20 protein-coding genes and 1 riboswitch are annotated in these 24,232 nt (G+C 35.5%); of the genes, 18 read left to right on the top strand and 2 right to left on the bottom strand.

Features of this window, described 5'->3' with window-relative positions:
• Positions 1-156 precede the first annotated feature (156 nt).
• From ABC346_RS14085 to ABC346_RS14040, 10 genes are all read left to right on the top strand, one after another.
• On the top strand, positions 157-1,299 hold the full coding sequence (locus ABC346_RS14085; RefSeq protein ID WP_413235444.1) for an acyl-CoA dehydrogenase family protein: 1,143 nt from the start codon (positions 157-159) through the stop codon (positions 1,297-1,299).
• A 15-nt stretch (positions 1,300-1,314) separates the two neighbouring features.
• Positions 1,315-2,655, top strand: coding sequence for an acetyl-CoA carboxylase biotin carboxylase subunit (locus ABC346_RS14080; RefSeq protein ID WP_413235443.1), 1,341 nt, complete (start codon positions 1,315-1,317; stop codon positions 2,653-2,655).
• Between the two features lie 13 nt (positions 2,656-2,668).
• On the top strand, positions 2,669-2,878 hold the full coding sequence (locus tag ABC346_RS14075; protein ID WP_413235442.1) for an acetyl-CoA carboxylase biotin carboxyl carrier protein subunit: 210 nt from the start codon (positions 2,669-2,671) through the stop codon (positions 2,876-2,878).
• Positions 2,879-2,897: 19 nt separating this feature from the next.
• The gene (locus tag ABC346_RS14070; RefSeq protein WP_413235441.1) at positions 2,898-3,677 is read left to right on the top strand and encodes an enoyl-CoA hydratase; all 780 of its coding nucleotides are present in this window, start codon (positions 2,898-2,900) and stop codon (positions 3,675-3,677) included.
• 22 nt (positions 3,678-3,699) lie between these two features.
• Positions 3,700-5,229, top strand: coding sequence for an acyl-CoA carboxylase subunit beta (locus tag ABC346_RS14065; RefSeq protein ID WP_413235440.1), 1,530 nt, complete (start codon positions 3,700-3,702; stop codon positions 5,227-5,229).
• 182 nt (positions 5,230-5,411) lie between these two features.
• On the top strand, positions 5,412-9,044 hold the full coding sequence (locus ABC346_RS14060; RefSeq protein WP_413235439.1) for a dynamin family protein: 3,633 nt from the start codon (positions 5,412-5,414) through the stop codon (positions 9,042-9,044).
• Positions 9,045-9,050: 6 nt separating this feature from the next.
• Positions 9,051-9,923: a 5'-3' exonuclease gene (locus tag ABC346_RS14055; RefSeq protein WP_413235438.1), complete on the top strand. Its 873-nt coding sequence runs from the start codon at positions 9,051-9,053 to the stop codon at positions 9,921-9,923.
• 286 nt (positions 9,924-10,209) lie between these two features.
• Positions 10,210-10,635 (top strand): PH domain-containing protein, encoded by a 426-nt coding sequence (locus tag ABC346_RS14050; RefSeq protein ID WP_413235437.1) that lies wholly within the window; start codon positions 10,210-10,212, stop codon positions 10,633-10,635.
• A gap of 9 nt (positions 10,636-10,644) precedes the next feature.
• Positions 10,645-11,568: a cysteine synthase A gene (gene cysK, locus ABC346_RS14045; protein WP_413235436.1), complete on the top strand. Its 924-nt coding sequence runs from the start codon at positions 10,645-10,647 to the stop codon at positions 11,566-11,568.
• 332 nt (positions 11,569-11,900) lie between these two features.
• Positions 11,901-13,283, top strand: coding sequence for a DUF2254 domain-containing protein (locus ABC346_RS14040; protein WP_413235435.1), 1,383 nt, complete (start codon positions 11,901-11,903; stop codon positions 13,281-13,283).
• Between the two features lie 141 nt (positions 13,284-13,424).
• On the opposite strand, the gene ABC346_RS14035 is transcribed toward ABC346_RS14040, so the two are convergent.
• Positions 13,425-14,660, bottom strand: coding sequence for an MFS transporter (locus ABC346_RS14035; protein WP_413235434.1), 1,236 nt, complete (start codon positions 14,658-14,660; stop codon positions 13,425-13,427).
• Positions 14,661-14,675: 15 nt separating this feature from the next.
• Positions 14,676-15,176, bottom strand: a complete 501-nt coding sequence (locus ABC346_RS14030) for a DUF3231 family protein (protein ID WP_413235433.1) — start codon at positions 15,174-15,176, stop codon at positions 14,676-14,678.
• A gap of 321 nt (positions 15,177-15,497) precedes the next feature.
• Positions 15,498-15,679, top strand: a riboswitch (Lysine riboswitch).
• A gap of 104 nt (positions 15,680-15,783) precedes the next feature.
• Here ABC346_RS14030 and dapA point away from each other — a divergent pair.
• The 8 genes from dapA (at position 15,784) to ABC346_RS13990 (ending at position 24,067) form a co-directional block, all read left to right on the top strand.
• On the top strand, positions 15,784-16,671 hold the full coding sequence (gene dapA / locus ABC346_RS14025) for a 4-hydroxy-tetrahydrodipicolinate synthase (protein WP_413235432.1): 888 nt from the start codon (positions 15,784-15,786) through the stop codon (positions 16,669-16,671).
• Positions 16,672-16,741: 70 nt separating this feature from the next.
• A complete protein-coding gene (locus ABC346_RS14020; RefSeq protein WP_413235431.1) occupies positions 16,742-17,527 on the top strand; it encodes an aminoglycoside phosphotransferase family protein in 786 nt (261 codons plus the stop codon).
• A gap of 98 nt (positions 17,528-17,625) precedes the next feature.
• Positions 17,626-18,852 carry a DUF819 family protein gene (locus ABC346_RS14015; RefSeq protein ID WP_413235430.1) on the top strand — a complete coding sequence of 409 codons (1,227 nt, stop codon included), beginning with the start codon at positions 17,626-17,628 and terminating at the stop codon, positions 18,850-18,852.
• Positions 18,853-19,060: 208 nt separating this feature from the next.
• Positions 19,061-20,707 (top strand): FAD-binding dehydrogenase, encoded by a 1,647-nt coding sequence (locus ABC346_RS14010; protein ID WP_413235429.1) that lies wholly within the window; start codon positions 19,061-19,063, stop codon positions 20,705-20,707.
• A gap of 188 nt (positions 20,708-20,895) precedes the next feature.
• A complete protein-coding gene (locus ABC346_RS14005) occupies positions 20,896-22,074 on the top strand; it encodes an amino acid deaminase/aldolase (protein WP_413235428.1) in 1,179 nt (392 codons plus the stop codon).
• The gene (locus ABC346_RS14000; protein WP_413235427.1) at positions 22,071-23,393 is read left to right on the top strand and encodes a D-arabinono-1,4-lactone oxidase; all 1,323 of its coding nucleotides are present in this window, start codon (positions 22,071-22,073) and stop codon (positions 23,391-23,393) included. The genes ABC346_RS14005 and ABC346_RS14000 overlap by 4 nt, the downstream gene beginning before the upstream one ends.
• A 15-nt stretch (positions 23,394-23,408) precedes the next feature.
• Positions 23,409-23,765 (top strand): VOC family protein, encoded by a 357-nt coding sequence (locus tag ABC346_RS13995; RefSeq protein WP_413235426.1) that lies wholly within the window; start codon positions 23,409-23,411, stop codon positions 23,763-23,765.
• 14 nt (positions 23,766-23,779) lie between these two features.
• Complete coding sequence (locus ABC346_RS13990; RefSeq protein ID WP_413235425.1) at positions 23,780-24,067, top strand: hypothetical protein; 288 nt, start codon at positions 23,780-23,782, stop codon at positions 24,065-24,067.
• Positions 24,068-24,232 lie beyond the last annotated feature (165 nt).

Raw genomic sequence — 24,232 nt, 5'->3', positions numbered from 1 at the left:
ATAACTACAAATTTTAGGCAAATGTAGGAAATCTACATTTGCCTATTTCGTTCCTTTTGATAAAATAGAATGTAGAATCAAATGAATGATAATTCATAACCATTTGATTTTTATGACTGAGTAACTGTTTGTTGCTTGAAAAAAGGGAGGATGTACATGAATTTTGAGCTTACGAAAGAGCAGATTATGATTCGAAAGATGGTTCGTGATTTTGCAGAAACGGTTATCCAACCAAGGGCAATCGAAATTGATACGAAAGCTGAATTTCCAGAGGATATTTTTAAGCAAATGGGGGAGTTAGGTTTGCTTGGTATTCCTTTTCCTGAAGAATATGGTGGTTCAGGAGGAGATACGACCTCTTATGCCCTAGCTGTAGAAGAGATTGGTCGTATTTGTGGTAGTACAGGACTTAGTTATGTTGCTGCAGTATCATTAGGTGCAAGTCCTATTTATTATTTTGGAACAGAGGAACAAAAACAGGATTTTTTGAAACCGCTTGCATCAGGTGAGGGGCTTGGAGCGTTTGGATTAACTGAACCAAATGCCGGATCTGATTCTGGTGGTACGAAAACAACAGCTACAATTGATGGTGACGACTATATCATTAATGGTGAAAAATGTTTCATAACAAATGCCAGTTATGCGAAATTCATTACCGTTACTGCGGTAACAGAAATAAATGCGAATGGCCGTAATCGAATTTCAGCAATTTTGGTTCCAACAGATACACCTGGAGTAACTATTACAAGTAATTACGACAAAATGGGGGTAAGAGGATCGGACACTGCAGAAATTGTTCTAAATGACGTTCGTGTACCACGTAGTAATTTATTGGGTACAGAGCATAAAGGACATCCTCAATTTCTTCAAACACTAGATGGAGGGAGAATCTCCATAGCGGCATTGGGGGTTGGAATTGCTCAAGCTGCATTAGATAAAGCATTAGCTTATGCAAAGGAACGTAAACAATTTGGAAAATCTATATCTAACTTTCAAGCAATTCAATTTAAGTTAGCAGATATGGCAATGGAAGTAGAGCTGGCTCGTAATATGGTACTTAAGGCAGCTTGGCTGAAGGATGAAAGAAAGAATTTTTCAAAAGAAGCTGCGTATGCCAAACTTTTTGCTACAGAAACAGCTACACGTTCGGCTAATCAAGCAATCCAAATTCATGGTGGCTATGGGTATATGCGTGAATATGAAGTAGAGAGATACTTGCGTGATGCAAAATTATTAGAGATTGGCGAAGGAACATCAGAGATTCAAAGACTAGTAATTGCTAGACAGTTAGGATGTTAATGTGAGGAGGATTCTATGATTAAGAGATTGTTAATTGCCAATCGAGGTGAAATTGCCAGGAGAATCATTCGTACATGTAAGCAGTTAAATATTGAATCGATAGCCATTTATTCGGAAGCTGATAAAAACACTTTATTTGTAAAAGAAGCAGACGAATCTTATTTGGTCGGTGGGAATCGAGTGCAGGAAAGTTATTTGAATGTAGATAAAATCTTTGAAATAGCCAAAGAAGAAAACGTTGATGCTATTCACCCTGGCTATGGCTTCCTTAGTGAGAATGCTAGTTTTGCTAATCGTTGTTTGAAGGAGAATATTACCTTTATAGGGCCATCTCCTGAAATCATTGAGCTAATGGGAGATAAAATAGCAGCAAGAAAGACGATGAAACAAGCAGGTGTACCAATTGTACCTGGTACAGAAGAGGCAATTTCCTCTGTTGAAGAAGCTGTAAAGTATGCAACAGACATTGGATATCCAATTATGCTAAAAGCATCTGCTGGAGGCGGCGGAATTGGAATGCAAATTGTTCATAATGATGATGAATTAGTGAAAGCATTTGATAGCAATTCAAAAAGAGCTGCAAACTTTTTTGGTGACGGTTCCATGTTTTTAGAGAAAAAAATAGAAGAAACTAGGCATATCGAATTTCAAGTTTTAGCCGATCATCATGGAAATGTTATTCAATTATTTGAAAGAGAGTGCTCCATTCAACGGAGGAATCAAAAAGTCATCGAGGAAGCTCCATCTCCATTTGTATCCGATACTTTACGTAAAGAAATGGGAGAAGCATCCATTAGAGCAACAAAACAAATTAATTATACGAATGCAGGAACCATTGAATTTCTAGTTGATGGGGAAGGAAACTACTATTTCTTAGAAATGAATACTCGTGTGCAAGTGGAACATCCAATTACAGAAGAGACAACCGGTATCGATATTGTGGAACAACAAATTAAAATAGCTCAAGGTGAACCGCTGCAAATCTTACAAAATGACATATTGCAAACTGGTCATGCTATTGAAGCTAGAATTTATGCAGAAGATCCGATTACGTTTTTCCCTTCACCTGGTAATATTACTCACTTCTCTTTACCAAAAGGGGATTGTATTCGAAATGAATGTGCAGTAAAGGAAGGGGATCAAGTAACACCATTTTACGACCCGATGATATCTAAGCTCATTGTCACAGGCGTTACAAGGACAGAAGCTATTGCGAATTTAAAAGTTGCTATGAATCATTTTATAGTAGAAGGAATTAAAACAAATATCCCAATGATAAAAGAAATAATCGATTATCCTGCTTACATAGAGGGGAAAACGACTACAACCTTTATCCAAGATTACTATCAAAAATAAGGAGGAATTATCAATGGAAGTGAAAGCAAGTATGGCAGGAAATGTATGGAAGATTACGGTGGAGCAAGGAAATAAAGTGGAATCTGGACAGGATATCGTTATTTTAGAATCGATGAAAATGGAAATTCCAATTGCCGCTGAATCTGCTGGTACAGTGAAGGAATGGAAAGTAAACGAGGGTGATTTTGTAAACGAAGGTGACGTCCTAGCAATCGTAGAATAAACGTTTTTAGGAGGATTCGATGGACTATATAAATTATGAGATAGTGGAGAAGTATATTGGAATCATAACTTTACAGCGCCCCCAAGCAGCAAATGCGCTGTCTCAAAGTCTTTTGAATGAATTAAATCAGCTCTTTGATGATATTGAACAAAATGAAACGATCCGTTGTTTGATTGTGACAGGTGCTGGAACGAAAGCTTTTTGTGCTGGTGCTGACTTAAAAGAGCGAAAAGGTATGACTGATGATCAAGTAATTCAAGCCGTCAGAAAAATTGGAGAGACGATTAATCGAGTAGAAAAATTACAAGTACCTGTAATTGCTGCAATAAATGGTGTTGCTCTTGGCGGTGGATTAGAACTAGCGTTAGCATGTGACATCCGTATAGCCGTGGATAAGACGAAGTTAGGATTAACAGAAACATCTTTAGCGATTATCCCTGGAGCTGGCGGAACACAGCGATTGCCAAGGACCATTGGTGTCGGCCATGCTAAAAGACTTATCTATTCGGCTGTACCAATCACTACGGAAGAAGCTTTACGTCTTCATTTGATCGAGCGGTCAGTCAACGACGAGCAATTACTAGATGAAGCTATTCAATTAGCAAAAAGAATTGCATTTAATGGGCCACTTGCTGTGCAGTTAGCGAAGAATGCTATCAACAATGGTTTAGAAACAACATTAGAAAAAGGGTTAGAAATGGAACATCTATCTTATCAAAAAGTGATACCTACCAAAGATAGATTAGAAGGTCTCGAAGCTTTTGCAGAAAAGAGAAAACCGAATTATCAAGGTAGATGAAGTAAGGAAAGGAGCGAGGACGATGGATTATATTCAAGAATTACAACAAAGAATCGAAAAAATAGAACAAGGCGGAAAGCAAAAGTATCACGAAAGTAACGCTGATAAGGGTAAATTATATGCTCGTAAACGGATCGAACTTTTATTTGATCAGGATGTTATCGTGGAAGATGCGTTATTTGCCAATCATTCAGCAGAAGATTTACCTGCTGATGGTGTTATTACCGCAATTGGAAAAATTAACGGTCAGACCGTATGTGTAATGGCGAATGATTCGACTGTAAAAGCGGGCTCTTGGGGGAAACGAACAGTAGAAAAAATATTGCGTATTCAGGAAACAGCCGAAAAAATGGAAGTTCCGATTCTCTATTTAGTAGATTCAGCTGGTGCTAGAATTACCGATCAAGTCGAAATGTTTCCAGGTCGTCGAGGAGCAGGGCGGATCTTTTATAACCAAATTAAACTTTCTGGTAGGGTACCACAAATTTGTTTATTGTTTGGTCCTTCTGCTGCAGGCGGAGCATATATACCAGCCTTTTGTGATATCGTCGTGATGGTAGATGGTAATGCTTCCATGTATTTAGGGTCACCGCGTATGGCAGAAAAAGTAATTGGTGAAAAGGTTACGCTGGAAGAAATGGGTGGAGCAAATATGCATTGCTCTGTTTCGGGTGTGGGCGATGTGCTAGTCGAGTCTGAAGAAGAGGCTATCGCTTTTGCAAGAACCTATTTAGATTATTTTCCGGCAAATTTTCGTCAAAAACCATCGCCTAAAGAAGCAAAAGCACCTAAAAAGCTAAACAAAACTATTGATGAAATTATACCAACAAATCAAAATGCTGCCTTTGATATGTATGAACTAATTAATCGTACGATTGATGAAGATAGCTTTTGCGAAATCAAGAAAAAGTTTGCACCGGAATTAATAACTGGCCTTGCAAGATTAAATGGTAAGAGCGTTGGTATTATCGCAAATCAGCCAAGAGTAAAAGGAGGAGTTCTTTTTACTGATTCAGCGGATAAAGCAGCGAAATTCATTCAACTTTGTGATGCATTTGAAATACCACTATTATTTTTAACAGATGTTCCTGGATTTATGATCGGAACAGGAGTAGAAAAGCAAGGGATAATTCGTCACGGTGCAAAAATGTTATTTGCAATGAGTGAAGTTACCGTTCCAAAAATATCGGTAATCGTGCGTAAAGCTTATGGAGCTGGACTTTACGCAATGTCAGGGCCAGCATTTGAACCGGATTGTTGCCTTGCATTTCCAAATGCACAAATCGCTGTCATGGGGCCAGAAGCTGCAGTCAATGCAGTAGAGGCGAATAAAATTGCTAAATTACCAGAAGGAGAAAGAGCGGACTATATTAAACAAAAGCAAGATGAATATAAGGAAAATATTGATGTATATCGACTTGCATCAGAGATGGTAATTGATGATATTATCAATCCAAATGAACTGCGCAAGGAATTAATTCAACGATACAGTATCTATGAAAATAAGAAAATGACATTTACAGAAAGAAAACATGGTGTTTATCCTGTTTAGGGATTATTTACACCTATTCCCGGATGAAGCGAATGACATCCGGGATATTTTTATTTTTACAGTTTGTTTACCATATCAATATTATGTAAACTAATGACGATAGATTTTTGGTGGCGAATGTCCTTATAATTACGTATAATAGGGGTAAAATGTGGGCAGGGAAAAAGGAAGGGAAGACAGTCATGGTTGTTCAACATCAGAATACGATTAATCAAAAGCAAATTGTTGCATTATACGAAAAAATGCGTGAATATGGTGATTTTATTCATGCGGATCGAATAATAGATGTTTTAGAAAAATATCAAAATCAAGAACTGATTATCGCATTAGTGGGGCATTTTTCAGCTGGAAAATCATCGATGATTAATCATTTAATGGGATCAGAATTACTTGCGAATAGCCCTATACCAACAAGTGCAAATATCGTTAAAATTACGTCTGGACAAGGGGTAGCCAACGTTTATTTTCATAACGGAGATAAAAAAGTGTATACAGAGCCATATGATTTACAAGAAATTAAGCAATATTCAACAGACAAACGACAAATTAGTAGGATTGATATCAGTACGAGCACAGCCATCTTACCAGAAGGAACGGCGATATTAGATACACCTGGAATCGATGCTGCAGATGATGCGGATCGGATGCTTACAGAATCTGCATTACACTTAGCTGATTATATGCTTTATATAACAGATTATAATCATGTCCAATCAGAAGTTAACTTGCAATTTTTACAAACAATGGAAGAGAAACAGCTTCCTTATGTTGTAATTGTTAATCAAATCGACAAACATGACGATGAGGAATTAACGTTCGACGAATTCCAGCAAAAAATTAAACAAACATTTGATCAATGGAATTTGCATCCTTCGAAGGTTTTCTACACATCTCTTAAAGAACCGCAAGCAAATTACAATCAATGGGATGAATTATCTGCATTTGTTTACCAGATGCTTCGCAATAAAAAGGACTATCTTCATACATCTACGAGCATGATGCATATTTTAGAAGATCATAAGTCTTTTGTACATAATAATACGGAAAAGAAGTTAGATTTATTTGCAACGGATACCGAATGGTCAGAAAAAGAGGAAAAATGGAATGATTTGTCGGCTCGCATACAACTACTTACACAACAAGGTGAAAATTTAAAAGAGTCGTTTACAAGAGAACTTCAGCAAACATTAAAAAATGCTTACCTAATGCCTGCTGAACTTCGAGAGAAAGCAAAGGCATATTTAGAATCACAACAAGCTGGCTTTAAAATCGGAGGTATTTTTAAATCACAGAAAAAGACGGAAGAGGCAAAACAAGAACGAGAGCAGCAATTTCTAGATGGGATAAACGAAACCACACAAACAGTTTTAAAATGGAAGATACGTGATAAATGGTATGAAGAGATAAATAAACAACAGTTACCTAGTAGTCTTCGTGAGCAAATTCTTCCTTATTTAAAATTACAATTAGATAAGCGCGATTTAGCTAAAGCTATTCGCAAAGGAGCAGAAGTGAACGGTGATTTTGTTTTACTTTATACGAATGATTTGGCAGAACAGGTAAAAGGCCAATTCAGACGTCAGATGAGATCCATGCTTGATGAAGTGTCAAAACAATTAGAGCAACTTAATGCACAAGAAATTTCTAGCGTGAATATGGAGCTAAACCATTTAAATCAATTAAAAGAAACAGCTGAAAATAAAGAATTAATTATCCAAGAGAAAAAAGAGTATCTTCGTCTTTTAGAAGAAACGTTGGTTGATCCTAAGCCTTCTAATGAATCGTTAGAAGAAATGCAGCATCAAATTCACTTTCGTAAACCAAATGGCTCGTATAACGAAGAGGACACTGCAGAGCAACAGACTGAAATGATGTCAGAGGTGCAAAAGATTGATGATCATGTGGAAGAGAATAGTACGCAGCTCTCAAAAGTTAGTACACGAGCATTACAAAAGTCAATGATTGAAGCAAGTTCAATTCTGGATTTGTCAGGTTTTGAAAGTTTTCAAAATGATTTAAATAAACGAGAGTATAGCTTAAAAAATCGTTCGTATACCATTGCTTTATTTGGTGCTTTTAGTGCGGGGAAATCATCATTTGCGAATGCGTTGATTGGTGAAGAAGTTTTACCTGTGTCACCTAATCCTACTACAGCTGCTGTAAATCGAATTCGTCCAGTTCAAGAGCCGTATGAGCATGGTCAAGTAGTGGTATCTGTAAAAAGCGAGACTGCGATGATTCAAGACGTACAACGAATAACAAAAGCCTATCGCCCCCCAGAAGGTACGTTAGAGGAATTGATTAAGTGGGTAGACAAAAAAGCAATTACAAAAGACGAAAATCTTCAGCGTATGTATCGCTCTTATTTAGCGGCGATAGAAAATGGTTATCAGCAAATGAAGGATTATCTTGGTAGTGAGATGATTATAACTTTACAGGAGTTTTCTTCTTTTGTAACAGAAGAATCGAAAGCATGCTTTATAAAAGAAATGGATCTCTACTACGATTGTGGAATTACCCAACAAGGAATAACTTTAGTAGATACTCCTGGTGCCGATTCCATAAATGCTCGCCATACAAATGTATCATTTGAATACATTAAACATGCAGACGCAATCCTTTATGTAACGTATTATAATCATGCCTTATCGCGAGCAGATAAAGATTTTCTAATGCAATTAGGAAGAGTGAAGGATGTCTTTGAATTAGATAAGATGTTTTTCATTGTGAATGCTAGTGATTTAGCTGTAGATCAAACAGAACTTGCGTTAGTGACAAATTATGTAGAAGAACAATTAATTCAGTTGGGAATTCGTCACCCACGTCTATATCCTGTTTCGAGCAAACAGTCATTACGAGAAAAAAGAGCAAAAGAACCGTTAAATGATGAAATGATGAAGTTAGAGGAATCATTTTATAGTTTTATTCATAATGATCTAACTTCCTTAACAAAACAGGCTGCTGTGAGAGATTTAGAAAGAGCATATCATGCTTTAATGGAGTACATCCGATCTTTACAAATGGATGAATCCGGAAAAGAACAACGCAAAAAAGAAATAAATGATGCTAGAAATGAAGCAATTCAATTTGTTTCAACGTTTAATGATAATTCGTATATTACTCGATTGCAGCAGAAATTAGAAAAACAAACATTTTATGTCGCACAACGTTTCGGTATTCGTTTCCATGATTTATTTAAAGAAATTTACAACCCGACAACTATTACGGAATCTGGTTCAGCAGGAAGAGATCAACTTTATCGTCAATTTGAGGAGTTGATTATTTACATTAATCAAGAATTAAAACAAGAATTACAAGCTATTGCGCTACGAATGGAGCATTTAATCCATGATTGTATGAAAGAAATTCATGAAGAAATTACTTCTTTTACTTTTCATCGTGATGGTATTTTTGAGTTATCAAGCATAGAGTTACCGGAATTGCGCACACCTGAAAAATATCCAACCATTTCAATAGAGAAAGATGCAAGTTTGAAAAAAGTAATTTCTAACTATAAAGATACAAGAAGTTTCTTCGTTAAAAATCAAAAAGAGACGATAAAAGATCAATTCTATGCTATAATTGAACCTTATGTAAAAGCTTATGTAGATGAAGGGAATACGATTTTATATAAAGACTACGAAGAGCAATGGACAGCAAAGTTTAATCAACTGAAAAGTCAGTGGCAAGCTGAAGTAGAAGAAATTGCAGAACAATATATTAATCGTATGTTTGTTTCAGTTGATATAGAAATGATTTTAGAGCGTTCCAAGCAGCTCGAAAAGCTGTTGCACGATATAAAAGGAAAGGACTGATCTTAAATGGCATCAAATAAAGTATTACTTGTAGATGGTATGGCACTATTGTTTAGAGGATTTTTTGCAACGTCATTCCGCGGTAATTTTATGTATACATCGAAAGGAGTTCCAACTAATGGCGTGTACCAGTTCTTACGCTATCTAATGGATTCCGTACAGAAATTTGAGCCTACACATGTTATCTGTTGTTGGGATATGGGGAGCAAAACTTTCCGGACTGAGTTATTTGCAGGATATAAAGCGAATCGCGATGAACCACCAAAAGAGTTGGTTCCACAATTTGATTTAGTGAAAGAAGTAGTAGAAGCTTTTAATATGCCGAATATCGGCTTAGAAAATTTTGAAGCAGATGATTGTATTGGTACTTTAGCACATGCGTATAGTGTGGAAAATGAAGTTACAGTCCTAACTGGTGATCAAGATCTTTTGCAATTAGTTAAAGAAAATATTAGAGTAGCTATTATGCGCAAAGGCCAAGGTAATTACGAGGTGTTCGACCAGGATAATTTTTATGAAAAAAAAGGATTATCACCAAAGCAAATTATTGATTTAAAAGGATTAATGGGAGATTCTTCGGACAACTACCCAGGGGTTAAAGGGATAGGTGAAAAAACTGCAATTAAACTACTACAAGAATATGAAACTATTGATGATTTGTTAAACAATATCGAAGAGTTACCAAAAGGTGTACAAGCTAAAATAAATGCCAATTTAGAAATGCTTCATCTTTCTCGGTCATTGGCAGAGATTAAATGTGATGTTCCTATCAGTTGTTCATTAGATATATCTGAATGGAATGTAAATCATGAGACTGCAACAAATAAATTGAATGAGTTAGAATTTAAAAATATAGATCGCTGGTTTGTAACATCATAAAAAAATTTAAAGAGAATTACCTTGAAAGACTGAACCGTTCTTATGGGTACAGTCTTTTTTAGTCATGTTTATAGGGGGTATCCTACATACTGTACGGGGGTATGCAGGATACCCCCGTGTCAGCTTATGGTTTCTTTGACGGAACTGTAAAGAAACTTTACAATTGTTGTTCTTTATAACGTTAGTTAATAGTTTGGTCTGTTGTAACACAGTGAAAGTTTTGCTAAAAATGCCTATACATGTCTATAATAAACTTATTGGATACAAGCAAAGAGGAGGAGCTACATTGTATTTTCGGTCAAAAAAAGACAAATGGTTAACGATTATATTGTGGGTAGTCGTATTACTAGGGGTTATTGCTCCTCTGTTAAATGGTCAATGGTTCGCTTCTGGTTTAATGATTATAATTGGACTGTTTTTACTATGGTTTTGGTTTCGTACAGGCTATCGAATTGACAATGATAAAATACTTATTTATTATGGTCCCGTTAAGCAAACTGTAAAAATCAAAGATATAGAAGTTATTTTTAAGACAAAATTTCCGTTGACTTCTCCAGCGCTTTCATTTGATCGAATGCAAATAAAGAGTGGGAAGTATGATATTGTTACAATCTCACCTGAAGAGAAAGAATCATTTTTACAGCAATTAATGGATATTAATCCGGACATATCTATTGATAAACGCTTATTAGAGAGTACTGAAAGAAAGTAGGGATATCACATGCGTGTTGTCAATGATGTAACTGAATTAATTGGACAAACACCAATGGTTAAATTAAATCGTCTTCAGCCAGAAAATGCAGCTGAAATATATGTGAAGTTAGAAATGTTTAATCCGAGTGGCAGTGTTAAAGACCGAGCTGCATCTCATATGATTCGTGTAGCAGAAGAACAAGGGTTAATAAAGAAAGGTGCCACTATTATAGAACCTACAAGTGGGAATACTGGTATTGGGTTGGCAATGGCTGCATCTGCTAAAGGATATAAAGCAATAATGATCATGCCGGATAATAGTACGATGGAACGTCGTAATATATTAAAAGCATATGGAGCAGAAGTCGTACTTACACCAAGTGAAGAAAAAATGCCAGGATCAATTCGTAAAGCGCTAGAACTTCAAGAATCCATTCCTAACAGTTTTATTCCACAACAATTTGAAAATGTAGCTAACCCAGATGTCCATCGAATTACTACAGCTTTAGAAATCTTGGAACAGATGGATAATCAATTGGATGCGTTTGTCTGTACAGCAGGTACTGGTGGTACGGTGACAGGTACAGGAGAAACATTAAAAGAAAAGTTACCCCATCTACATGTGGCGGTTGTGGAACCAGAAGGGTCACCCGTCTTATCAGGAGGAAAGCCGGGACCGCATAAACTCGTTGGCACAAGTCCGGGATTCGTACCTGATATACTTAATACGAATGTATACGATGAAATCATTCAAATTAAAGATGAACAAGCTGTCACTTTATTAAAAGACCTTGCTCAAAAAGAAGGGATTTTTCTTGGTCCATCTGGAGCAGCTGCTGTATATGCGGCAATGGAAGTAGCGAAGAAGATTGGCCCTAACAAAAAACTTGTATGTATTGCACCAGATACAGGAGAACGTTATCTATCAATGGATATATTTGATGAAGAATAAATCTCTTATCTTTAAAAGTGAGAAAGATCATAAAAACTGATCTTTCTCACTTTTTTATAGTAAGGAAAAATGAAGGTTCAGGTTGCAGGTGATGATTATTTTCATTCGTATCATAACCCAAAAAACAACATAAAAGATCGATCGAAATGTACATAGACATTGATGTGCTTAAACTCTAAACAGTATTGACAATATACGCAGAAATGGAAGAAAGGCTCATAGAATTGAGCAAAGTAACGCTAGGGTGGAGTTATAGGTGTTAGAATTCATTATTCCGGGTAAGAACTATATGAAACACACCGGTGTTAAAAACAAAATAGAGGAGAAAATATATGTTTGTAAAATTTTTACCGCCCTCAATCAGAAAGTATTTCCAAATGTCTAAGCCAGAACGTCAATATGAACTTCGTTTAACATTATGGCGGACACCATTACTTTATATTATCGCAACTTTTTTATTTGCGGCAATTACGTTATATCTTGATGTTGGTATAGGATTAGCACTATATATGCCTGATTTTTTTAAGGCAGAATTTGAAACTACCCGTTTACTTATTAGTTCGCTAATCGGAGGCGTCTTAACTTTAAGTGCTTTTACATTAAACTCTTTACTTGTAGTCCTTACAACGTTTAGTGGACAATTCTCGCCAAGGCTATTGCAAAACTTTGTAAAAGACAAACAAACGCAACATATTCTTGGAGTATTTAATGGTAGTTTTGTCTATGTTTTAATTATGTTTTTATTTATTAGCAGTAAACCAGTAGATTATTTTTCTGCTGTACCTTTTGTGACAGTTTTGATTGCTTTCATCACTGCCATTGTCTTTATTTATTTTATCAATCATGCAACATCATGGATGCAGGTTCATAATATTACCGATATGATGAAAGATGTTTCTGAAGGAATAATAAATGGTGCTTTTTCGCAAGAACTAGAGGATTTACGTAGGGAGGAACCGGGAAACTTATTAGATATTGATTATCCTCAAAGTGAAACAGTAATATCACCAAAATCTGGTTATATCCAATTAATTTTATTTAAAGATCTTATTAAAGAGGCAAGAAAGGATAATATTGTAATTAAAATAGAAGTACGTGTAGGCAGTTTTGTTTTAAATGGAAATCAACTGTTTACCTATTGGGGACCAGGTGCAAAAAATGTAGATGAATCAAAGTATGTTGAATTAATTCGAATTGGTCACAAGGAGACAGAGATTCAAGATTTAAAATTTGGATTAAATAAACTAGGAGAAATCGCAATTAAAGCTATGGGGAATGATGATCCTAAAACTGCATCAAATACCATTTTTCAAGTGACTGATTTGTTATTGACCTTAGATGAGAAAATGACGTTCTCTCCATATTTAGTCGATGAGAACAATCAGGTTCGTCTAATTTTAGAAGTAGATAATTTTGAATATCATCTGTATCAAGGCTTAGGTGTTATCAGGCATTATGCACAGAAGAATTATCCTATTATCACTGATATCATTGCTGCACTTACAAGGCTGGCAGGAGCTGCTGATAAAAAACATCATGATGTCATTTGGGGGTTTGCTAGTAATACCATTGATCATATTTATACTGAGTTTATTTTTGATATTGATCGCCGATTATTATTAAGAAACTTACACAAGCTCGCTAATATAACAAACAATATTGAACACTACCAATATATTGAGGAGCATTTTAAAGGAAAGGCACAAAATGAATAAAAAGACAGAAACTCCACAAGAATTAAATATTAATTAAGAATAAGCCAGATGCTTCTTACAACATCTGGCTTTTAGTTGTTTTATGCTAGGTCTGGTAACACTACAACTTGAAGGACATGGAGATTTTTTCTGAAGTTAATATTAGTAATAATTATACGTAATCTTCGTTCGTTTATCCCTTCCATCCATGCCGTTTACATGAAGCAGTAATAAAACTAACATTGCTACGAGAAAAGTAAAACAAGCTACCGATAAAAATAATCCTGTTCTAGACCAATCCATGAGCCAGCCAAATAGCAAAGGACCGAGGGCAACACCGATATATCTTACAGAGCCATATAGTGAAGTGATAAAGCCTCTTTTTTCTTTACCTACTGCACCGGCAATCATTGTATTGACGCAAGGCAAAACCAGGCCGGCACCTATACTGCTAAAACATAATGCAAAAATAAACCATACTAAAGGTTCTATCCATATCAGGGAGAGGTAGGAGAATGTCATAAGTAAAAATCCAATCACAGCTAGTCGTTTCATTTTTACAAAATTTTTGCCGATTTTACTACCGGTTCTATATGATGTTGTTACTAAAATAAGTAATGGAATGGCAAGGATAAGTCCTTTCCACACTCCAGTAATATGATCCTCTGTTTCTAGTTTATCGGATAAGTAAAAAAGAATACCGAAGATAGTAAGTAAACACGTTCCACCTGCTAGATAGACCGTAATTAACCATCGGCCTTCCTGTTTAAATACTAAAAATAGACCTTTAACGTATTGATAAAAAGGAGGTGGAGTCTGTCTATTTCTCTTTTCTTTAATTAAAAAGAAAACCAGGATCGCACTGAGAAAACTAATCACAGGAAATGTGAAAAATACAAAATACCATGTAATCAGTGCAAAAGCAGCGCCGATAATTGGAGATAGAACTTTGCCAAGTTCATTAGAGGCTTCGTAAATCCCTAACATTCGGCTTTGTTCACTACCTTTAAAAAGATCTCCAATTAATGCCATGGCAATTGGAAACGTCCCCGCGGCCCCGATACCTTGAATAATTCTGCCGATAAGTAACCAAATAAATGCAGATGAAAAAAATGCAGCACCTATCCCGGCCAACAATCCACCAGCACCAAAAATAACTAAGGAAGGTACGATAATCGCCTTTCTAGAAAAACGATCAGATAGATAGCCTGCAACAGGAATACAAATTGCCGCTGCTATAGAAAAAAGCGTGATGGTTAAGCTTACTTGGATATTACTTAAGCCTAATGCTTCTTTCATTTCAGGTAGTATTGGAATTAATGTAGAATTACCGAGAGTGGTAATAAACGGTATAGAACCCAGTGATAGGATCGCAGCACCTGTATGATTCTTTCCCATGCTATTTGTTCCCCTTTATTTTATATTAATTGGTGGTATGACGAGCCATCCCTTTTGTTTCATTACATGTAGTATTTTTTGTTCGTATTCCATACGTTGATTAATACATTCTGTGAATAAATCACGAATATCTTCTTTTAGAGCAACAGAGATCACCGTATTTGCAAGTATTCTTCCAGCCATTAGTTCATTTTGTACAAGGATAGCCAGTTCGTTATCATTAAACTTTGCTCCGGCCGGGATATCATGTTGATCTACATTTGGTCGATCGGGAGGTGAAGGAGGTAATCGAATTCCAGCTTCTTTCAAAATTCCTTCAATTTGTTCACTTTCTTGCGTAAAACAACTTTCTAATAAATCTTCGACTAATACGCGGAAGTCATGATCGACACTATGATTTATAAAAACTTGCAGTGTCACTAAGGATGTCTTGACTTGATATAAATAACCCCATAAATGATATACTTCACCTGAGTGGAATGGTTCATCTTTATCTTTGAAACGGTGCATGACCATATGAATTCTCCTTTATGCCATTATTAGTACAATATAGGTTTTCCTGTTTATGCGAAGTTATGCTTGAATAAATGAATAGATTTCGCACGACTAATAAATTTGCGCATAAGTTATACTAAAAAGGAAACCAATCTGTATTTTTTATAAAGGTTTTTATTTTTTCAATATCTAAAATTTAAATAGTAATTTAGCGTATCTGCAAGATTATATCCACACCTATTTAGAAAATAGTTGTGGATGAGCTTGTGTATGATAAAAAATGTTTGTCTTTCATGATGGTTCCTGCTATAATACACGTACCAAGTGAATCATAATTCATAGGTTTTGGATAGAGGTGCGGAGACCATCAGTATATACGTAGAAGGGAAATGAGCCCTGTTGAAGCGTATGGAAAGGGGAATCTGCCGAAGCGAGTGAAATACTCATTCATTAACTCGTTGGTGCTGCTATTGAACAAATACAGTGCTGTCATATAGGAGACTATATGGAGGGCTATCGAGCTGGGGAACTTATATGTTCAGCAGCAACGGGCTTCCGTTGGTGCTTTTTAGTTTGGCTTAAACCCTCTTAAGCAAATTTGTTCAAATTATAAAAAGGGTGTGTTTATATGAATTTTGGAAAAGTATTGACAGCGATGGTGACGCCTTTCGATAAACATGAAGAGATCGATTTTCAAGCATTGGACTATTTAATTGACCATCTAATTAATAATGGATCAGATGGTTTAGTAGTAGCTGGTACAACAGGTGAATCTCCAACGTTAACACATGAAGAGAGAATGAAATTATTCGAATATGTTGTAAAAAAAGTAAATGGAGCGGTACCAGTAATTGCAGGAACGGGTTCTAATTATACGAAAGCATCTATTGAACTCACTAAAGAAGTAGCAAAAACTGGTGTAGATGGAGTTATGTTGGTTGCACCTTACTATAATAAGCCTTCACAAGATAGTATGTATGAACACTTTAAAGTGATTGCACAAAGTACAGAATTACCAGTTATGTTATATAACGTTCCTGGACGAACCGGTGTGGACATGGATGTCTCCACTGTTGTACGTTTGTCCCAAATTGATAATATCGTATCCATCAAAGATGCAAGCGGGAATTTAGAAAAAATGACAAATATTATTCGCCTTACAGACGATAATTTCTCTGTATATAGCGGGGAAGACAGTTTAACTTTACCAGCTTTAGCTGTTGGTGCTGCTGGGATTGTATCTGTATCATCGCATATTATAGGGAATGATATGCAAGAAATGATTCGTCGTTTTGAACAAGGGCATGTAGCAGAAGCAGCTAATATTCATCAGAGAGTATTACCTGTCATGCAGGAAATGTTTGCAAATCCAAGTCCTGTTCCAGTTAAAACAGCATTGAATTTACAATCTGTTTCTGTTGGAAAAGTTCGTTTACCATTAATAGAGTTAAATGATGAACAGTTACAAAATTTACAATCCGTATTATCGGATTTCGAACATTCTAAAATGATATAAGTAAAAATTGGAACAGCCTATGAACAAGCAATCGTTTTATAGGCTGTTTTTTTATGAGTGGAGGGATAAGGTGAACAAGAAAGAAATACTACATGGTGGAAGAAATGGAAAGATACATAAATTAGGAGAGAAAGTAATTCGCCCATCTAATAAATGGACACAAGATGTTCATGACTTTTTAAGGTTTATTCATGCAGAAGGTGCTGATTTTGTGCCATACCCATATGGAATAACCGAAGATAATAAGGAAGTATTGTCTTTTTTACCAGGTGAAGTATTCCATTATCCTTTACCTAAACAAGCATTAACAGACGACATGCTTATATCTGCAGCTAAATTATTATGGAATTTTCATCAATATAGTAGAAGTTATGTGTCTAGACTGACCAACAAAGAACAATGGATGCTACCTATTATGTCCCCTGTAGAAGTATTGTGTCATGGAGATTTTGCGCCTTATAATGTGACGATAGAGGACCATAAAGCAACAAGTATTATTGATTTTGATACATTGCATCCAGGATCAGAAATGTGGGATATATCTTATGCTATTTACAGATGGGTGCCTTTCACTTTAGTGAATTCATCTGATGAATTTGTAGATGTATATGATCAAATAAGGAGAACCAAATTGTTTATGGATACTTATGAAGTAACGAATATAAAAAGAAAAGCATTTGTAGCGATATTAACTAGTAGATTAAAAGAGCTAATAGATTTTATGGTTTCTGAAGCAAATAATGGGAATGATGATTTTAAGTTAAATATTGAAAATGGTCATCTTGAAATCTACTTAAATGATATAGCGTATTTACAATCCAATGAATCTCTAATAAGCAAAGGCATTCAATTGTAATTTTTTTCACCTGTTTCTCAATAGTTAATTTCTCTCTAAATGAAATTGTATTTTATGATAATATAAGTAATTATAAATATTTAAAGGGGGAATTCATTTTGGAGAACACCTTAATTCAAGCAGACGATACAATTACATTATGGGGGATTATCATTGTCCTAGCTTCATTAAGTATTTTTTTAGAACAACGTTTTAATTGGGCTTCTAAAGTTACTGGAGCAATTATTGCGCTTGTCAGTGCTCTAATTTTATCTAACTTGGGAATTATCCCTACAGCTTCAAGCGTGTATGATGCTGTATGGAGTGTAATTGTGCCATTAGCAATTCCTTTACTTTTATTTCATGTGAATTTCAAGAAAATTTGGAAGGAAAGCGGTAGATTATTAACGATATTTTTACTTAGTTCGATTGGTACGGTAACAGGAGCAATAACTGCATTTTTAATTTTTAAAGATCATATCCCAATGCTTGATAAATTAGGAGCAATGTTTAGTGGTTCTTACATAGGGGGAGGAGTTAACTTTGCAGCAATGGCAGCTAAATTTGAAACTCCAGGTGAATTGGTATCCGCTGCAGTTGTTGCTGATAATCTAATGATGGCTATTTTGTTCTTACTATTAATGATGATACCTGCAATGAATTTCTTTCGAAAGAGATTTTCTACTCCGCATGTGTTAGAAGTAGAGAAGCAAAGTGCGGAAAATAAAGGTAAAACACAGGCAGAGAGTTTTTGGGAAAGAAAAGAAATTTCACTAAAAGATATTGCAATGTCTGTTGGAACAGCATTTTTATTAGTTATTATTTCTTTAAAAGTAGCTGAATTTTTTGCAGGAATTATTCCAAGTGGCGAACAAGCATCATTTTTCTTTCAATTATTACACGGTCTATTCGGAGATCACTATCTTGTGTTGACGACTATGACATTTATTGTTTTAGCGTTGTTCCCGAGTTATTTTGAAAAACTAAATGGCAGTCAAGAAATCGGAACCTTTTTAATTCATATTTTCTTTGTAGTAATTGGTATTCCAGCATCTATTTCGCTAATCTTTGAAACGGCACCGTTATTATTAATTTTTGCATTTATTATTGTAATGATCAATTTGATTATTTCTTTATTGTTCGGGAAATTATTCAAGTTTGATTTAGAAGAGATTCTGCTTGCTAGTAATGCTAATATTGGAGGGCCAACAACCGCTGCTGCATTTGCAATTGCTAAAGGCTGGAGGCAACTTATCGGTCCTATATTAATTGTCGGAACGTTAGGTTATATCATTGGTAACTATATAGGCACGTTTTTAGGAACATGGTTTGGAACGATGATGTAACGGAGTATGTTGATGAGATTGAGACATACGAATGGTTTGGTCAAAAGACGAATGATAGTTAGAATTAACGTTAGAAATATACGGAGACGCCTTTTTTCACACAGTAGAGAATGAAAATATGAAGAGACTGGAGAAACTAGTTAATTGGTCATCTTTACTTGGACAATAAGATATACTAGTTTTATGAATAATTATTAGGGGGAGTGTAATGAAAACGAATGCAATTGTTGTTGGAGCGGGGATTGCAGGTCTAGTTACTACAGTAGAGATAGCGCAATCTGGGAAAAGAGTGATTCTAATTGATCAGGAACCTGAATCGTCACTTGGTGGACAAGCTTGGTGGTCTTTTGGGGGCTTATTTTTAGTAGATTCCAAGGAACAACGAAGACTAGGAATAAAAGATTCTTTTGATCTTGCATGGAATGATTGGAAATCAACAGCGGGCTTTGATCGTGAAGAAGATGAATGGGGAAAGAAATGGGCAAAAGCGTATGTTGAATTTTCCGCTTCGGAAAAACGAGAGTGGTTACGTAGTTTTGGGATACGTTTCTTTCCAGTTGTTGGTTGGGCAGAAAGAGGTGGTAGTCTAGCTTCTGGACACGGAAATTCAGTACCTCGATTTCATATTGTATGGGGAACAGGCCCGGGTATTGTAACTCCATTTGCAGAGCGCATGCAATCCTATGTAAAGCAAGGATTAGTCACTTACTTACCGCGTCATCGTGCGGAACATCTATTGGTTCAAAATGAAATCGCTTACGGTGTGGAAGGTTCTATATTAAAAAATTCGATAGCACAACGAGGAGAAGCAAGTAACAGAATTGTAGTAGATAGCTTTACATTGAAGGCAGAAAATGTAGTGATTACATCTGGCGGAATTGGAGCAAACCATGAATTAATACGAAAAAATTGGCCGGAGCGACTTGGAAAACCACCAAAAAATATGTTGAGCGGAGTTCCTGAGCATGTTGATGGTAAGATGTTAGAAATAGCGGAACATGCGGGGGCACGAATTGTTCATCGTGATCGTATGTGGCATTATACAGAAGGAATTAAAAATTGGAATTCGGTTTGGGAAAATCATGGGATTCGTATTTTACCAGGGCCATCGTCGATTTGGTTAGATGCAGAAGGAAATAGATTCAATGCACCAAACTATCCAGGATTTGATACATTAAGCACGTTAGAAGCAATACAAAAGACAGGTTACGATTATTCATGGTTTATATTAACTCAAAAGATTATTGAGAAAGAATTTGCCTTGTCTGGTTCAGAACAAAATCCAGACTTAACCAATAAACGAATAAGTGAAGTTCTAAAAAGAGCACAATCTGGTGCACCGGGACCAGTTCAAAATTTTTTGGATCATGGTGAAGATTTTGTAATGGCTTCAAATTTGAAAGACCTCATCCAAAAAATGAATAAGCTGACGGAAAAGCCGTTATTACAGGTAGAACAAGTAACATCTCAAATTAAAGCAAGAGACCTTCAATTAGCAAATAAATTTACAAAAGATTTACAGTTAGCTGCCATGTATAACTCACGTAAATTTCTTGGAGACAAATTAATCCGTACTGCAAAACCACATCCCATTTTAAAAGCTGAAAATGGTCCATTAATAGGTGTCAAACTGCATATACTTAGTCGGAAAACCCTTGGAGGATTACAGACGGACTTATCTGGAAGAGTATTTAATCAACAAAAAGGTATTATCAAAGGGTTATATGCTGCAGGTGAAGTAGCAGGTTTCGGTGGTGGAGGTATGCATGGTTATAGAGCATTAGAAGGAACATTTGTCGGTGGCTGCTTATTTAGCGGTAGAACTGTAGGAAGGTCAATTGCAAGAGGTAAATAAATAAAATTCATTTACTTATGTTTCAATAATGTGTAATATCAGAATAAATTGTATTTATTTTAAAAAGTTATTGTCCCGTCCGAATTTAACGTTCGAATGAGGTACTGGATATTAATAATTTGATTAGAATCGCAAGCTTGTCAGTGAAGGGTATTGATAGAAATCTCTTTTATAGTGGAGGTGGAAAAATGGACTGGAAAGCAATTATTAAAAATGTACCATTACAGGCTAAACCTCAATTATTGTTAGATCAAAATGCGCTTGAATCAAATATAGTTAACATTGAAAAACAAGCAAACGGTAAAAGCATTCGTTTAGCTACCAAGTCAATTCGTTCGATCCCTGTTTTACACAAAATTTTATCATCAAGTTCAACGTTCAAAGGATTAATGTGCTTTACCGCTTCAGAGGCTTTATTCTTAGTTAAACAAGGATTTGATGATATCTTAATTGGTTATCCAACATTCGACAAGAAATCTCTCCAAGAAATCGCAACGCTTAATCTTCAAGGAAAAACAATCACATGTATGGTAGATAGGAAAGAACATATTGAATTATTAACAACGATTCAAAAAGAAGTTGGGGGTCAGTTTTACACTTGTATTGAAATGGATATGAGCAATGATTGGGCAGGATTTCATTTTGGCGTACGTCGGTCTTCACTAAAGTCTTCGAAGGAAGTTATTCAATTCGCAAAATATTTGGAATCTCAAGAAGGTGTATTTCTTAAAGGACTAATGGGATATGAGGCGCAAATTGCTGGAGTTATAGATAATAATGCGGAAGAAAAGATGAAAAGTAACGTCGTTAAGCAGTTAAAGAAAAAATCACTCCCTACTATATCTAAACGTAGAGAACAAGTGCATAAATTACTCCAGAAACACAATATTCAAATTGAATTTTTCAATGGCGGTGGAACGGGCAGTTTACAAACTACTTCACAGGAAGAAGCTATCACAGAAGTTACTGTCGGTTCAGGTTTTTATGCACCATTATTATTTGATCACTATCGAGATTTTCAATTTGAACCAGCTTTATTCTTTTCACTTCCGATTGTTAGACAACCGAAAAAGCATATTTATACCTGTTTAGGTGGGGGGTATGTCGCATCTGGTAGTATCGGAGAAGAGAAACAACCGCAACCAGTGTATCCATCTGATTCTACATTAATTTCTTTGGAAGGAGCAGGAGAAGTACAAACACCAATTCAAACAAAAGTTAAATTATCAATTGGAGATGCAGTTATTTTTCGAGCTGCAAAAGCAGGTGAAATTTGTGAACGTTTCTCTGAAATTTTAGTGATAGATAATGGTAAGTGGATGAAGACATATCCAACTTATCGTGGGGAAGGAGAATGCTTTCTATGAAACAATTACAAAATTACAAGTGGCATAATTGGTCTTCTACCTCCAATTGTTCACCGGAACGAATATATTATCCACGTTCTATTCATGATGTAATTGCAATTGTAGAAGCAGCATCAAATAATAAAAAGAAAATACGAGTAGTTGGAGCAGGACACTCTTTTACAAACTTAGTAATGACTGACGAATGGCTTCTATCTTTAGATAATTTATCTGGTGTTAAGGAAGTCGATTATAATACTCATACCGTAACAGTCTATGGAGGTACCCGTCTTTATGACTTAAGTAAAGTATTAGAAAAACTGGATTTTGCACAAGAGAATTTAGGAGATATCAATGTACAAAGTATCGCAGGAGCAATCTCAACCGGAACCCATGGTACTGGGATTAAGTTCGGGAGTATCTCTACGCAGGTGAAGGAAATAACTTTTGTTACAGCTGGTGGTAAACTTCTAACACTGAATGAGGAGAATAATCAAGAAATCTTCAAAGCAAGTCTAGTTTCACTAGGAATGTTTGGAATAATTATTGAAGTGAAAATCCGGGTAGTACCAAGCCCTGTATATCGTTATATCAGTGACCATGTTTATTACCCGAACCTCCTAAAAAACTTAGAAACGTATATTCAAGATAATCAGCATTTTGAATTTTTTATGTTCCCTTATGCCGATCAAATTCAAACAAAAACAATGAATCCTACAAACTCATCTCCAAAGAGCACAAAACTACATCAGTGGAATAACCTCATTGTGGAAAATTATATGTTTCAAGCAGTATCTCATCTATGTTTAATAACTCCTGGCTTAAGTAGATCAGTAAGTCGTCTCTCTTCAAAACTTGTCAGTAAATCTACTATCGATGCGAAGAGTTATAAATTATTTGCTACTCCTCGTATAGTTCGATTTGTTGAAATGGAATATGGAATACCGTTAAAGCACTTTAAAGAAGCTATTCAAGAAATACGAGAAACAATTGTAAAAAATCAATATACGGTTCATTTTCCGATTGAATGCCGTATAGTAAAACATGATGATATATGGCTTAGTCCGTCATACATGAGAGACTCTGCCTATATTGCATTCCATGTATATAAAGGGATGGAATACCGTACGTACTTTCGAGATATGGAAGCAATTATGAAGAAATATAATGGTCGACCTCATTGGGGGAAAATGCATCAACAAGAAACGAAAGATTTGCGCAAAATGTATCCAAAATGGGATCGATTTATCCAAATAAGGCAGCAAATTGATCCGGAGAAGATGTTCGTCAATCGTTATTTAGATGAGCTTTTTTATAGCGATGAACGAGTAAATGTATAAGTGAGGAGATAGGCAATGGCAAAAGTGATAGGATTTGAGATTAGCAGTCAAGATCCAGAAAGAGCAATCGAGTTTTACAAACTTGTATTTGGATGGGAGGTAGAAGATTCTAATTGGGATTATTGGTCGATTATTCCAGAAACCACTGGTGAATTCGATGCATTTGTTGGTGGAATAAGTAAAGGGCCAAGTGATTTCCCTCATGGAACTCGTATACAAATAGAGGTAGATTCTATTGAAGAAACGTTAAATCTAGCTATACAACATCAAGCTCTAATATTGCGAGAAAAAATGGAGTTTGACAGTTATTACTTAGCATACCTTGTCGATCCGACTGGAATTGGAATCGGCTTAATTGAACTGAAAAGATAATGAATTGCGTTGGAGTGGTAAGTAGAAAAGTGATCATTGCCTTATTTCTATTTGGTTATGTATATGCTATTGTTAGAGATATTTTATTCAATCAGCCTATTGATATTATAGCAGTAATCTTGATAGACCCATTTTTATTATTATTATCCATTGTAATTGCACATAAATTAGTAGATGCTGTATCTGGAACTGCTTCCTTTCATATTAGAAAACAATCGATTATTATCTATATCGTTTGTTTTTCGGTAAGTATTGGTTTATATGCGGTTATTTATCAATCACTTCAAACAACTTTTGGATAGTATACTGGGGGATCATAAAGATATGAAATGAACAAAAAATCCACGAAATAAACACCAAGTTTAAGAAGCGAAATGTTGATACAGACCAATTTTGGAAGTGAAAGTTTTATGATAGATAAAGAAGGATTATATATCGATGGTGAGTACTATACTGTTCCCGATAAT

It is taken from the genome of Oceanobacillus phoenicis, from assembly GCF_047238145.1.
Taxonomy (GTDB): Bacteria; Bacillota; Bacilli; order Bacillales; family Amphibacillaceae; genus Oceanobacillus.
Note: the sequence above shows the minus strand (reverse complement) of the source record. Positions and strands in the feature narration are given on the sequence as shown.